Here is a 13,142-nt window from a genome sequence, read left to right as displayed (position 1 = left end):
TCTATAATCTTACTATAAAGAGAGGATAGCTTTACTACTGAGGCCTTTTCGCTGAAACAAATTGACCAACCCCTAGGGTCAGAGAGCCGCTTACTGTTTCAATTGACTATGGATAACAAGAGATAATTTTTAAACCCGGATTATGTAATAGGATTCGTAATAGCCTGTCCCGTGTTTACGGGAAGTGTTACAATCGCAAGAAAATCAGACTGTTTGGATATTTTAGCATAGCACCGCTATGGTGAAATTGAAAACAGCAACGAAGTGGCTGATTTTAAAGCGATTTCAGCACGTAATAGAATGTCTATTGCATATTTCGGGTTAAAGCGTTTTTACTCTATTAAAACTTGTAGTTAGCCGACATTAAAATAATTGTTTAACTCTTCTGCCATATGGCTTTTGTCTTCTAAGTCCTTGATTATTTTGCCTTTTTCGAGTAGCACAATTCTTTCGCAAATTTCAGCCACATGGTTAAGGTCATGGCTTGAGATTAAAAAAGTTACCAGGTTGTCTTCTTTTTCCTTTAAAATTAATTTTTTCAACCTGATCTGAGAGCTTGGGTCTAGGTTTTCAAAAGGCTCATCCAGCAAAACTGCCTCCGGCTTTCCTAGCAGTGCCGCAGCAATGCCCACTTTTTTGATATTGCCTTTGGACAGATCCCTGATGTATTTTTTGGACTCTAATATTTCACCATTAAAAAAGTCAGTGAATTTCTCCAAATGTAATTGTAAGTCTTCCTTGGATAAACGATATATTTTTCTCAGGGCATTGAAGTACTCATCGGGGCTTAAGTAGGAAAGTAGCATGTTTTCATCCAGGTAGGCGCCCACCTTGGTTTTCCACTGTTCGCCTTGACTTACTTCCTCTTCATCCACAGTCACGGCCCCCTCAGTAGCCCTTACTAAGTCTAGCATTACACGAAACAATGTAGTTTTGCCAGCACCATTGTTTCCTACCAAGCCTATACATTGACTTTTAGGAATGGTAAGTGCTGGAATATCTAAAACGGTGGTTGTGCCGTATATTTTTTTTAATGCTTCTATTTTAATCATATCTCTTGACGAAATGATGCTGAAATTTCATATTTTCTATCCACTACGGCATCAGCCATTTTAGTAGAGATCATTGGGAATATGAGCAATCCAAATCCGCCTATAACGGCCAATGCAAGTAATCCGGAATAATCTCCGAATAAATAGGCTACAGGAAGGAATACTGCATAAGGTACTGCTACTAGTGGAATGATCATTAAGAATTGGGAGAGTCCCATGCCTTCATAATTAAATACAGATCCTTTGTGGAGGTTCATCGGTTTTGGTTTCCATAGTGCCATGTAAATTACCAGATGAATGGTAACTCCCATATTGAATAGAAAAGTGGCCAAATGAATGAGCAATACATCCCATCCAAAATAAACATAGGGTACGGAGAGGATAAAACAGATAAAGGAAATCCCTGTAAACAGGAGGTATTTGCCCTTTACCAAGGCCCTTAATCCATTTTTCTGGTGTACATAGAAATCAAAAGTAGGAGAGTTCCAACTTAGGAACAATTGCCCATATTGAAGCATGAATATCCCTGTTATAAAAGTCCCGACAAATATGAATAAATAATTGAATCCCGTTTCTTTTAAATAAGCAGGGTTGTTATAAAAAATCAATCCATAAAGGAGGAACAATAAACATAAGGTAAGGAAGGTTCGGCTCTTTTTGTGTCGGATGATTAACTTCCATTCCAAATTTGCCATTTCACCTGCAAGCCCAAATTTTGATAAAAAGCCCAAGTTCTGGTTGGCAAATTGTAGATGATCACCTTCGGAAAGTTCTTCTAAATAAGCATTTTGTCTATAGAAGGCAAAGCACAGAAAATAGCTTAAAATTAATGCGGCCATTAAAAGAAATATGGGAGCGGGATTTTCCAGTGCAAAGGTGAATACTGGTTCAAAAAAAGCGCCTAAATCATAAAGTCCAAAATAGCTTGACCCTATGCTAAGCAATAGGGCGCTAAAAACGACCAAAGTGCCAATAAGGCTGTCCTCAAAACGCTGTTTGAACCAGAGGACGAACCAATGTATAGACCAGCTGGTGAGAAGAATTGCTCCTAACCAAACAAAGGCAGGAGTAGGGCCAAAAGTAGCTTTCAGCTCTATAAAAGCAAATGGTCCGAATAAGAGTAAGGCAATGATGTTTAATGGAGATATAAAGCTACAAACCAATAAGAAGTGAACGATAGTGGACTTGGGAATAGGTAAATGAAGGTAGTTTTCCAAGTTGATGACAGGAAGCTGTTGAATAAAATAGCGGTAAATTAGCTCCAGTAAAAAAAAGTAAAGCAGGTTACTGTTGATGAAATTTATGGCATCTGGTTTTTCCAATACTTCGGTAATGATCTTGTTAAGAAACAAGCCGAAAAGGAGTAAGTAGCCCAGTAATAAAACTCCTATAAGTAATATAAATATGCCAATGGTCAAGCTTCTAGCAAAAGAAGTGCTTCGTATCCTTTTTAGCGCCTCTAGTTTTATCAGGGTTTTCACCATATAGATAACAGGGTTAATTGGGTTTTTGTAAAATTCAGTCGGTTAGATTTTCTAAAATATGAAAAAATTCCCCAAATGCAGTTAATTATTCCAGTTTACTGGTTTATATTTCATTTTAAGATGAATAAAAAATATGGATTCAGAATTTTATATAAGGGAAATGCAGGTCGAGGACCTGAATGATGCAATGAGACTTAAATCAGAAGAAGGTTGGAATCAAACCAGATTTGATTGGGAGTTGTTTTTGACGAATAATCCTGACTTGTGCCTTGTCGTTATTGCCGATGACAAGGTGGTAGGCACCGTTTGTTCTTTTTCTTATAAAGGTAAACTTGCCTGGATTGGAATGATGCTCGTGGACCGAATGTACAGAAGGAAGGGCATAAGTAAAAAACTAATGCGGGAAGTTATTCAGCGTTTAGGGACTAATCAAACCATCAAACTTGACGCTACACCTGCAGGGCAAATGGTCTATGAACAATTGGGCTTTGTCAAAGAATATTCTCTTTTTAGATGGGTAAGACCACAAGGAAAATCCCAAATTTGGGGCTTTCCTACTGAAGAGGTACTTAAAATTGAAGAAGAAGATTTTGAGGCAATTTTATCTTATGATAAAAAGGTGTTTGGTGCAGACAGGGAAGAGGTTTTGCAGCAGTTGTTTGCTAATTTCCCAAATGGAGCTTTTATGGTAAAACGGGACCAAGAGATAGAGGGGTTTATGTTTTGCCGTCCGGGAAGTAAGTTTTTGCAATTTGGCCCCTTGGTTGCCACAAATGACAAGGTTGCTCAGGTTCTTATCAGTAAGGCTTTAGCGCATTTTTATGATCGTGATCTTGTTTTGGACTTGGCTGAGCATCATGCAAATTTAAATCCATGGCTTGAAAAGTGCGGTTTTAGCAAACAGCGGGAGTTGATCAGAATGTTCATCCCCCCAAATGCTGCAAAAGGAACTGTTGAAAACTATTATTTAATAACTGGGCCTGAATTGGGTTAAGCCTGAAATAGTTGATGCAATCGAATAGCCATTGTTTTCATTATGCCTTTCTTATTGATTCGATTGATTTTTAGGGGACTAACTGATATTTGGGATTTTTAAAGACTTTTATAACTCAAAAATATTTAAATGCCCATATTTCCAGTAGGTTAGCGAAGAGAGGGAGCTAAAAAGGAAGCACAAGGAGTTTTAAGTTCGATTAATTTTATAAATTGCGGTGATGGAAAATTTTGTTGTTTCTGCCAGAAAATACAGACCCTCGGACTTTAAGAGTGTGGTGGGGCAAAGCCATATTACCACAACTTTAAAGAATGCGATAAAAAATGAGCATTTAGCCCAGGCGTTTTTGTTTTGTGGTCCCCGTGGAGTAGGTAAAACTACCTGTGCCAGAATATTGGCCAAAACAATAAATTGTGAGAATCGTCAGGACAATGGTGAAGCTTGCAATGAATGCAGTTCATGTACCGCTTTCAATTCCAATAGCTCTTTTAATGTTCACGAGCTAGATGCAGCTTCAAATAATACCGTTGATGATATTCGAAATCTTGTAGACCAAGTCAGGTATGTGCCTCAGAAAGGTAAATACAAGGTATATATTATTGATGAGGTTCACATGCTTTCCACCCAGGCCTTCAATGCCTTTTTGAAAACATTAGAGGAGCCTCCCAAACATGCTATATTTATTCTCGCTACCACAGAGAAACATAAGATAATACCTACTATTCTCTCCCGTTGTCAGATTTTCGACTTTAACAGGATACAGATACAGGACATTAGCCAGCATTTGGAATACATTTCAAAAGAAGAGGGCGTAGATTATGAAACCGAGGCCTTGAGGTTGATTGCAACCAAGGCGGATGGTGCCCTTCGAGATGCACTTTCTATATATGACTTGATTGTCACTTTTTCGGCCGGCAAAAAAGTAACTTATCAGGAGACCATAAACAATCTACATGTTCTTGATTATGATTACTACTTTAAAGTAACAGAAGCACTTTTAGAGGAAAGCATATCCAAGGCTTTATTGATTTTTGACGAGATTCTTAAAAAAGGTTTTGATGGCCATAATTTCCTTGTAGGACTTAGTGAGCACCTTAGAGAATTGATGGTTTGTAAGGATCCTGATACAGCTGTATTGCTTCAGGTTTCGGAAACAGCCAAATCAAGGTACGTAGAGCAATCTGCAAAAAGCCCATATTCTTTTTTGTTGTCTGCATTAAGTATTTGCAATCAGGCAGACCTTTCCTACAAAGCCAGCAAAAACCAAAGGCTACATGTGGAGTTGGTGTTGATGAAGTTAGCTAAACTTCCACATGCCATTTCTCTTGCCGCTGTTGCTAGTGGAGAAGCAAAAAAAAAAGCCTAGAGAATGAACCCGAAAAAAAGGCTGAGGGAGCAGGACATTCAAAGTCCGCCAGCGAACCCAACCCTGCTCCGGTAATTAGAAAGACCATTACTATTCCTTCTAATCTTAAGGCTGTTAAAAAACAAATCAAAGAAAGGCCTTTAGAAGTTTCGCCTAAAAAGGAAAGCGAAATTGAAGACCTTCCTGAATTGGATGAGAGCATCCCTAAGCACCCACTTAATCTAGATACCATTAAGGGTGTTTTTGAAGAAATTTTGGAGGACTTCAAGAAGGACCACAAAAACATGGAAATGGCTTTGCTTAATCAACCATTTGAGCTGAGGAACAGAGAGGTTGTATTTATGCTTAGTTCTGGGTTACATGAGGATCTTTTTCCCAAGTTGAAACCAGAACTAACAGGTATATTAAGGAGGAAATTAAGACAACCTGATGTGGAGGTTACTTTTGAAATCACGGAGCAAGCTGTGGATCCTTTGAAGAATCTGTATACTTCCAGAGAAAAATTAACTTATCTCATGGAGAAGTCTCCGGCATTGAAAGAATTGAAAAAGCGCTTTGGTCTTGAGGCTGATTTTTAAGCCCAATTCAGAGTTGTTTTTAAATCTAATAATAGGCGGTTAGAACAGTACGTTCTATTGTTGTAGGAGCAATCCATTAATGCTGCTAGAATCAAATCCTAACTGCACTTTTTTTCCAGAGGATTATCCCTTAGCTATCGATTGCAAATGGTGGGATATGCCTGTAATTTAGAGTTAATGGGTAAATTGAATTCATTAGGGATACTCAAGCTTGCAGACCCAGGTTAAAAGTCCAGTCCAATTCCGAAATTAAGCAGGTTCTGCAGTTGTATGGCACGAGTAGCTGGTCCATCGTCCTGAGGTATATATACCTTTTCATCGTAAATCATAATGGTCTCAATTCTGGTGGTAATGTATTTGTTTACCTTTAAGCTAATTACAGAATTGAAATTGACAACCGTGTTGCCCAGCTTTTCATAATTGGTAAAGAGGTTAAGGTCCATTTTCCACCTTATGTTTTCCATTACTTGGAAATCGGCTGAAGAGCCCAAAGAAATACCTGCTTCAGGTCTTACTTTCTCTCCAGGAACTACCCCAAATGCACCTGCCATACTCAGAGAATCGTCCAACACTACGGTAAACCTTCCTGTAAATGGAGATAAGATTGAAGAAAACTTCCCGTTGTTTTTAAAAGTAGTCTGGTAATTCAAACCAGTAGAAGATTGGACATAACCTGGACTCAGGAAATCAGAAAGTCGACTTCTACTGTCTCTTTCAGCCCCCGAGGGCCGGAAATATCGGTAACCTTCCAGCAATTGTGTTCGCGCATCAATCTGAGTGGAAAGGTATATTTTCTTACTTAGTTGGCGGCCATATTTGCTTATAAAAATAAAGTTGTCATTGGATTTTCTGGTTGGGTAAGCCCTTCCCGTTTGCCTGTTTATCCCGTAATTGATAGTGAGTTTGGTGTCCCAGATGATATTCTCTTTTTTATAATTAGCAAAAAGCTGTAAACCTGTATTCAAAGCAAAGGAACTGGCTCCACCAGATGCCCAGTTACTAAGGCTTACTTGCTGTAGGCTAAGATTGAAGTTTCCCCCTTGTTTCCAATAAATAGGCTCTACTTCTGTAGTGAATATCAATGAGTCTCCCAGCATAACGAGGGTATCCCCACCGATGATAACTGTATCTGCTTTAGACAAGGCATCCTGAGCCTGTACAAGGCTGATTTTCGTGGCTAATAGTAGAAATAGTAATAAAACAATCCTTGTGTGCATGGCGAATAGACAGTCAAATACAAATATACAGTCAATTATTTTATTTATTTTCGAATTTCCAGTTTTTGTCCTACAGAGAGTAGATTATCTTCTCCTATATTGTTCCAATTTCTCAATTCCTGCACCGTTACCCCATAGTTTCTGGAAATAGAATAGAGGGTGTCCCCAGGTTTTACCAAGTGCTCCTTATAAGAAGGGGGGAGCTCTGAAGTGGGTTGAGGTTGTGGTTTAGGACTTTCGTATTTTTTAGCCGGTACTGGTTGTGTTACTGGAGCAGGAGGCTGACTACTTGTTGTTGGCTTTTGCTGCGCAGGAGCTTGGTTGCTCACCACCTGTACAGGAGGAGGGGACAATTTCACCCTTTCAATCGTCTCATTTTTCTTATAGTATTTCCTTAGCCGCAACACCATTCCGGGAAGAAGTTGTTCGTCTTTATAGATCCTGTTTTTGGCCATGAGCGAGTGTTTTCGAATGCCGTACAATTGAGAGATACTCCATAAGGTCTCCCCAGGTTGGACAATATGTTCCGGAGTTTTTGCTTTGCTTTTTTTGTTTTTTGTATAGTAATAGGCACCAGGTTGGATGGGGTCTGAGGGTTTTAAATCATTTGCCCGTCTCAATTTCCCTTCGCTTATACCCGCCTGAATGGCAAGTTGACTTTGGTTGTTCGATATCGCCACAATTCCTTTAATGCCATTTATTTTTATTTGATTGGCTTGCTTTGAGTTACCACTGTTGCCAGTGATCTTTGGGAATCCCTTGACATTGGATCTTCCTGGAAGTAAACCGCTACCATTACTGGGAAGTGGATTGTTGGCCAGTAGAGGGCGTTCAGGAACGATACCATTTAAGATATAGGTAACCGTGTAAGTTCGGTCACCAGGAATGCTACCCTTCAATGACCATTTGTTGTATTCTTTAAGGTGGTTTTCGCTAACTCCCAACGTTTTGGCTACAGACTTAAGATTGCTGGGGCCTTTCACATGGTATTCATGTAAATAATTTCCATTACTCACCATTTTGCCAAGTTGGCCTTGGTAAGCAATTTTGTGTGCGAGGAACTTCTTGAGGTACCAATAGGTGTTTCTATCGATATCCATACTTCTGTGTCCCTTGTATTTGTCTTTATAGTAGCTCCTGGCTCCTCCCAGTCCCATTTGATAGGAGACAAGGGTAGTGGCCCAATTTTCCATGTACCTTTGGTGCTTCTTTAGGTATTTGGCAGCTCCTCTTGTGGAGGAAACAATGCTTTTACGTTCATCTACTTCATTGTCCACTCTCATGAAGACTTCTTCTGCAGTACCTTTCTTAAACTGCCAGAAACCAACGGCATTTGAAGTGGAAACGGCGTCGGAAATCAGACTGCTCTCTTGTATGGCTAAAAATTTGAAGTCATCAGGGACTCCTTCTTCTCTAAGAACTCTTTCTATAATAGGCATGTAAAGGTTTACCCTGTCCAGCTTCACCTGAAAATGCGAAGCGCTTCTATATTGAGCATCTACATCTGCCTGAATGTCTTTTCGGGCTGCCTCGTTTAGCTTTAAAGTGATCCCTGCAAAGTCTATGACACGAGGTACCTGAGGTACTTGTCCAAAAACAGGGAGGTAAATAGTTATAAAAAATAAAATACTGGCAATTACTGTTTTTTTCATCCTCATTCCGGTTAAAGTTTCCTGGCAAGCATGATGCCATCCCTTATCGGTAAAATTACATTCTCTACACGTTGATCCGCATTGACTTTTTCATTGTAAGCCAATATGGCGGCAGTATCTCTGTCTAATTTTTTACGGTTTTTAGCCAGGACTTTCCCAGACCATAAAATATTATCGGCCAATATTAAACCTCCTGGCTTCATTTTGTCAACCACAAGATCAAAGTAATTGACATAATTGCGTTTGTCTGCATCTATAAAAACAAAATCCAAAGGCTCCGTTAAGGTGGGAATCACTTCAAGAGCATTGCCAATTCTGTAATCGATTTTATCCATTAAGCCCGATTGGTTGAAAAAACCACGCACCATTTCTTCCAATTCTTCATTGACATCAATTGTTGTCAGTTTGCCTTTGCTTGCCAAACCTCTAGCTAAAAATATAGAAGCATATCCTGTAAACGTCCCAATCTCCAAAACATTTTTACCGCCTGTCATTTTCACGAACAACTCCAGCATTTTGCCCTGCAAGTGTCCAGATAGCATTCGGGGTTTTAGTACTTTTAGATTAGTTTGTCTACGGATCAATTGAAGCAGTGCGTCTTCCTCACCACTGTTTTGTTCACAATAGTTTAATAGTTCTTCGTCAATCATAATTGTTTTGGCAGATAGGTTAAAAAACTGAATTTATCCACATCGTATATTTCATTGGCCAGCTCCATAAGCTCTTCGGCTGTTGCTGAACGAATGCTTGAAAAAATATCTTCAAGCCGTTCAATTTTTCCTTTATCCAATAAGGTTTTTCCATACACAAGCATCAAACCGGCATAATTTTCCTCAGCCATGGCCATTTGACCTATGGCTTGTTCTTTGCCCATATGGAGCTGCATGCTTCCAAGTTTCTTGGTACATATGCGGTGAATTTCTTTTAAAACGATTTTACGGGCTTTTTCAGCAGCTTTTTCTTCTGTTCCATAATAGATTCCTATAAAGCCCGTGTCAGTAAATGCTTGATAGACAGATTCAATGCTGTAAACAAGCCCATGTTTTTCTCGCAAAGCCATGTTTAGCCTTGAGTTCATGCTGGGGCCTCCCAATATATTGTTTAGCAAATGAAGTTTAAATCTTCTTGGGTCATCTATCGAAAATGCAGGCTTGCCCAAGGCGCAATTGGCCTGTGTGATGTCCTTGTGGAAAGCAATGGTCTCTGGCTTATAGTGCAGAGAAGGGGGTCTTCTAACGGAACTTGTTGAACTAGGAATATTGCTTAATAAAGGGCTTAGTCGGTTGAGGGCTTTTTTGAAACTGATATTGCCCACCACAGAGACCACAATTCGAGAGGTATCCATGTGTTGAGCAATGAAATTGATGAAATCCTCCTGGGTGAAATTTTTTACCGAGTTCTCTGTACCCAGAATATTGTAGCCCAGGGAATGGTTGGGAAAAAGCAAACTGTCAAATTCATCCTGAAGGGCATCGTCAGGTGAATCCCGGTACATGGACATTTCCTCCAATATTACCTGTCGTTCTTTTTCTATTTGTTTGGGAGGGAAAGTACTATTGAAGGTGATGTCACAAAGCAAATCCGCTGCTTTGTTCCAGTGCTGCTGCAATACGGTTGCGTAGAAACATATTTTCTCTTTGGTGGTATAGGCATTAAGCTCACCACCTACAGAGTCTAATCTGTTTAGGATGTGAAAGGCCTTTCTTTTTTTTGTGCCTTTAAAAGCCATGTGTTCCCAAAAATGCGCTAACCCCACCTGCTCTTCAGTTTCATCTCTGCTGCCGATGTCAAGAATAAACCCACAATGGACCAGTCGGGTACTTGTTACTTCCTGGTGTACAACTCTTATTCCGTTTTCAAACGCCTTGATTTGATATGTCATGCCTTTCTTTCCAAAGAACAAAAATAGCATCAATTATTGGGAAAGAAACCAGGTAAGGAAAAAATTGGAACCTTGGATGGGATTTATGTGGGAAATGGGGGGCATTGTTTTGCTAAGAAAAAAAATAATGAAAAAAAATGTCGGTTAGTAAAACTAAATTGACATTGAAAGCATCTTAGCATTAGACCATTTATCCTAGTAGATTTCCCTATGAATAAAATAAATCCAGACGACCAGATTATCCAAAGGGCTCAAAAAGGAGATCCCATTGCCCAGGGGTTACTGGTGAAGAGTTGGTACAAGAGAGTGTTTAATTATTCCTTAAGGATTCTAGGTGATTATGATGCAGCGATGGAAGTGAGTCAGCAAACTTTCATAACTGTGTGGCTCAAATTGCCTGCATTAAAAGATGCTGCCAAATTTCAAACTTGGTTGTATACCATCTTACACAACCATTGTCTTGGGGAAAGGCGAAAGACAACAAATCGTAGATATGAAAGTATAAATTCTTCCTCTGAAGCGAAGGGGGATTTTCGTGCAGATTACATTTCACCTTCGGGTGATCCTGAGTCATTAATGATGGACCAGGAACTTAGATTATGCCTGGAGAAGGGGGTAATGGAGTTGCCAGAAGAACAACGAAGTGTCTTGATTATGAAAGAATTTGAGGGATTGAAATTTAGAGAAATAGCAGAAATTTTGGGCGAATCAGAAAATACAGTCAAATCCAGGCTGTATTATGCATTCAAACACCTAAGAAAGTATTTAAACAAAATGAACATCAATCAAAATAGCTTTGGTTATGGAGAATAGCACTAATAAAGATAGATTAATGGCTTACCTCTATGGGGAATTGTCCTCAGACGAAAAGAAAGAGGTAGCCGGGGAGTTGGCGGAAAATCAGGAATTGAATAAAGACCACAAGGACTTTATGCGTATCCGTGGCTATTTGAACAATTTAGAAGATATTCCTGTACCCCCTCCCTTATTACTACCAGCACCAACTGCTTCCCTTTGGTCCAAGCCAGTTGTAAGGCTGGTTGCCGTCTTGGGGGTAATTGTCGGATTATTGATTTTCACTGCCAAGATGACTGGATTAAGTGTTTATTCAAATTCAAACGGTCTACTTATAACTTTTGGTAATGGAGAAAAACTAATGGAATCAGATGCTTTAATTAACCAAGGTGAGAATGGTGCTTCAACAGGCTTGGAAGCGAGGATACATAATATAGAAAAACTTCTTGATCAGGAAAGCCTGGCCTCATTAAAGATTCTAGATCAGCTTTCAGAAGGGTACCTGGTTCCACAATCATTGGTTAGGAAGGAATTTGACCAATTGGAAAAAAAGGTGTCTAATAAATTGAAGGAAGTTATAGAAAACGGGCAAACCATTAACGAGGATCACTACAGAAAACTAGTAGATGAAATTGGAGAGCAACAGCTTTTTCGTACCAATGAAATCTTAAAAGTCATGATGGCTGAGATGCAGGGTATGCGGGAAAACGACATCTTGTACCTTCAGATGGTGCTGGCAGGAATAGAGGCAGATAAAGAAATGCTACTGTCCGAATCAAATGAATTCTTATCTGACCATTATTACCTTAATGGGAACCTTAAACATGAATAAATATGAGAACTTACTTTATGTTATTGCTGTTGCTAATTCTTTTTATACAAGGAGTTGAGGCTCAAGACATTGATCATATCTTGATGAAAAAAGATATCGAGGTAGCGGAAACCATTCTTGAAGGTTTGATTACTCCCCAAGCGAAGTCACAGGCCTTATCAATAGTGTCAAATGGAGAAGTGATGGTTTTGGATATGGACCAGCCAATACCACAAAACAACCTTAGATTACATTCTGGTAAGTCTAATAAAATGCGCTCCCAGTATATCAAAGGTTTTGGGGTAATGATAGCTATTGACATTAGAGACCAAGTTTTTAATGGGTTTCATTTATATAATAGCAAGCCTTTTTCAGACAGTACTACAGTACCAACAAAGGGAGCGGTCAACATGCAAAGTTTCATTGGAGATCAAACATTTGAATCCAATATTGGTTTGGGGAAAACGTCGACCTTAACGAAAAGCATCCAGGGTTTTAAATCAGATCGTAATGATATAGATAAAGAAAACTTAATAACCTATTTGCTGGATTATGGCCCACTGATATCTCAGATGGCTCCAGATGATAAGTTGTTGGTTGTATTGATTGAAAACAAAGATTCTGGATTGGCATTCAATATAAATGACACCCATAAGGTTGATAATAATGTTAGTGCAGCTATTACTAAATCCGATTTAACTGATTTTTCAACTGGAAAAATAAATAGGGAAGAGGCCATAACCCGCATTCAATTTTCAAGTTTGGGTACCACTAAAATCGCACAAGATTTACTGGTTTTCGCTTCAATTCTTGAGCGATTGTATCAGATAGATTTGTCAGCAAACTACTATATCCAACAAAAACCATCCGTTCAGATTCTCCCAGGTTTTGGAGTAATTTATTCCATTAATCTATTTTCTTCGATAAGGAAAAATAAGGGGTTTTATGATTTCCCTACTTTGAATCTTAAAAATATAACCGAAAAAGAAAGAGATGACAAGGTCGTTGGCCTTTATCCGGAATTTTTGAATGAAATTACCAAGCAGTTTACCACCTATGGAAAAACGATCAAGAGCATTGCTCCAAATGAGCGAGTGCTGTTGCAGTTAACCATGCCCAGTTGTAATACTTGCCAAATGCCAGGGACTGTTGAGATTTCAGCCAAAGCAAAAGATTTGTTGGCCTTTGGCAAAGGTGAAATGAACTTAAAGCAAATCATGCAAAAAGTAGTTTTAGAATTTATTTAACTTGATGAAATAGCCAATATATATCCTAAAAGCAGATAGCATCACCTCTAAATCAGTCCATCCT

12 protein-coding genes are annotated in these 13,142 nt (G+C 39.0%); 6 read left to right on the top strand and 6 right to left on the bottom strand.

The annotated features are described in order from the left end of the window. Positions 1 to 353 precede the first annotated feature (353 nt). Positions 354 to 1,052 (bottom strand): ABC transporter ATP-binding protein, encoded by a 699-nt coding sequence (locus tag CA2015_RS02275; protein WP_048640422.1) that lies wholly within the window; start codon positions 1,050 to 1,052, stop codon positions 354 to 356. Further along, on the bottom strand, positions 1,049 to 2,536 hold the full coding sequence (locus tag CA2015_RS02270; protein ID WP_048640421.1) for a DUF5687 family protein: 1,488 nt from the start codon (positions 2,534 to 2,536) through the stop codon (positions 1,049 to 1,051). Before CA2015_RS02270 ends, CA2015_RS02275 begins: the two co-directional genes overlap by 4 nt. A 133-nt stretch (positions 2,537 to 2,669) precedes the next feature. Here CA2015_RS02270 and CA2015_RS02265 point away from each other — a divergent pair, with 133 nt between their 5' ends. The 3 genes from CA2015_RS02265 to CA2015_RS02250 all read left to right on the top strand — a co-directional run bounded on the left by CA2015_RS02265 (position 2,670) and on the right by CA2015_RS02250 (position 5,474). Continuing rightward, complete coding sequence (locus CA2015_RS02265; protein WP_048640420.1) at positions 2,670 to 3,530, top strand: GNAT family N-acetyltransferase; 861 nt, start codon at positions 2,670 to 2,672, stop codon at positions 3,528 to 3,530. 220 nt (positions 3,531 to 3,750) lie between these two features. Then, positions 3,751 to 4,896, top strand: coding sequence for a DNA polymerase III subunit gamma/tau (locus CA2015_RS02260; RefSeq protein ID WP_048640419.1), 1,146 nt, complete (start codon positions 3,751 to 3,753; stop codon positions 4,894 to 4,896). Positions 4,897 to 5,084: 188 nt separating this feature from the next. After that, entirely contained in the window at positions 5,085 to 5,474 is a 390-nt protein-coding gene (locus tag CA2015_RS02250; RefSeq protein ID WP_048640417.1) for a hypothetical protein, read from the top strand. Positions 5,475 to 5,698: 224 nt separating this feature from the next. On the opposite strand, the gene CA2015_RS02245 is transcribed toward CA2015_RS02250, so the two are convergent. Genes CA2015_RS02245 through CA2015_RS02230 form a run of 4 tightly spaced genes read right to left on the bottom strand, consistent with a single transcriptional unit; the run spans position 5,699 to position 10,225 of the window. Then, entirely contained in the window at positions 5,699 to 6,691 is a 993-nt protein-coding gene (locus tag CA2015_RS02245; protein WP_048640416.1) for a DUF3078 domain-containing protein, read from the bottom strand. Positions 6,692 to 6,735: 44 nt separating this feature from the next. Continuing rightward, positions 6,736 to 8,343, bottom strand: coding sequence for a LysM peptidoglycan-binding domain-containing protein (locus CA2015_RS02240; RefSeq protein WP_157470255.1), 1,608 nt, complete (start codon positions 8,341 to 8,343; stop codon positions 6,736 to 6,738). A gap of 11 nt (positions 8,344 to 8,354) precedes the next feature. Continuing rightward, complete coding sequence (locus CA2015_RS02235; RefSeq protein WP_048640414.1) at positions 8,355 to 8,993, bottom strand: O-methyltransferase; 639 nt, start codon at positions 8,991 to 8,993, stop codon at positions 8,355 to 8,357. Beyond that, the gene (locus tag CA2015_RS02230) at positions 8,990 to 10,225 is read right to left on the bottom strand and encodes a M16 family metallopeptidase (protein ID WP_048640413.1); all 1,236 of its coding nucleotides are present in this window, start codon (positions 10,223 to 10,225) and stop codon (positions 8,990 to 8,992) included. Before CA2015_RS02230 ends, CA2015_RS02235 begins: the two co-directional genes overlap by 4 nt. Positions 10,226 to 10,435: 210 nt before the next feature. On the opposite strand from CA2015_RS02230, the gene CA2015_RS02225 reads away from it, so the two are divergent. Genes CA2015_RS02225 through CA2015_RS02215 form a run of 3 tightly spaced genes read left to right on the top strand, consistent with a single transcriptional unit; the run spans position 10,436 to position 13,078 of the window. After that, complete coding sequence (locus tag CA2015_RS02225) at positions 10,436 to 11,038, top strand: RNA polymerase sigma factor (protein ID WP_048640412.1); 603 nt, start codon at positions 10,436 to 10,438, stop codon at positions 11,036 to 11,038. After that, positions 11,028 to 11,852 carry an anti-sigma factor gene (locus CA2015_RS02220; protein WP_048640411.1) on the top strand — a complete coding sequence of 275 codons (825 nt, stop codon included), beginning with the start codon at positions 11,028 to 11,030 and terminating at the stop codon, positions 11,850 to 11,852. The genes CA2015_RS02225 and CA2015_RS02220 overlap by 11 nt, the downstream gene beginning before the upstream one ends. Positions 11,853 to 11,854: 2 nt before the next feature. Then, positions 11,855 to 13,078, top strand: coding sequence for a hypothetical protein (locus tag CA2015_RS02215; protein WP_048640410.1), 1,224 nt, complete (start codon positions 11,855 to 11,857; stop codon positions 13,076 to 13,078). Positions 13,079 to 13,142 lie beyond the last annotated feature (64 nt).

The organism is Cyclobacterium amurskyense, from assembly GCF_001050135.1.
Lineage (GTDB): Bacteria > Bacteroidota > Bacteroidia > Cytophagales > Cyclobacteriaceae > Cyclobacterium > Cyclobacterium amurskyense.
Note: the sequence above shows the minus strand (reverse complement) of the source record. Positions and strands in the feature narration are given on the sequence as shown.

Excerpts from the sequence above, each read along its gene's own strand:
- CA2015_RS02275 (WP_048640422.1), bottom strand. The coding sequence starts at position 1,052 with ATGATTAAAATAGAAGCATTAAAAAAAATATACGGCACAACCACCGTT.
- CA2015_RS02270 (WP_048640421.1), bottom strand. The coding sequence starts at position 2,536 with ATGGTGAAAACCCTGATAAAACTAGAGGCGCTAAAAAGGATACGAAGC.
- CA2015_RS02265 (WP_048640420.1), top strand. The coding sequence starts at position 2,670 with ATGGATTCAGAATTTTATATAAGGGAAATGCAGGTCGAGGACCTGAAT.
- CA2015_RS02260 (WP_048640419.1), top strand. The coding sequence starts at position 3,751 with ATGGAAAATTTTGTTGTTTCTGCCAGAAAATACAGACCCTCGGACTTT.
- CA2015_RS02245 (WP_048640416.1), bottom strand. The coding sequence starts at position 6,691 with ATGCACACAAGGATTGTTTTATTACTATTTCTACTATTAGCCACGAAA.
- CA2015_RS02240 (WP_157470255.1), bottom strand. The coding sequence starts at position 8,343 with ATGAAAAAAACAGTAATTGCCAGTATTTTATTTTTTATAACTATTTAC.
- CA2015_RS02235 (WP_048640414.1), bottom strand. The coding sequence starts at position 8,993 with ATGATTGACGAAGAACTATTAAACTATTGTGAACAAAACAGTGGTGAG.
- CA2015_RS02230 (WP_048640413.1), bottom strand. The coding sequence starts at position 10,225 with ATGACATATCAAATCAAGGCGTTTGAAAACGGAATAAGAGTTGTACAC.
- CA2015_RS02225 (WP_048640412.1), top strand. The coding sequence starts at position 10,436 with ATGAATAAAATAAATCCAGACGACCAGATTATCCAAAGGGCTCAAAAA.
- CA2015_RS02220 (WP_048640411.1), top strand. The coding sequence starts at position 11,028 with ATGGAGAATAGCACTAATAAAGATAGATTAATGGCTTACCTCTATGGG.
- CA2015_RS02215 (WP_048640410.1), top strand. The coding sequence starts at position 11,855 with ATGAGAACTTACTTTATGTTATTGCTGTTGCTAATTCTTTTTATACAA.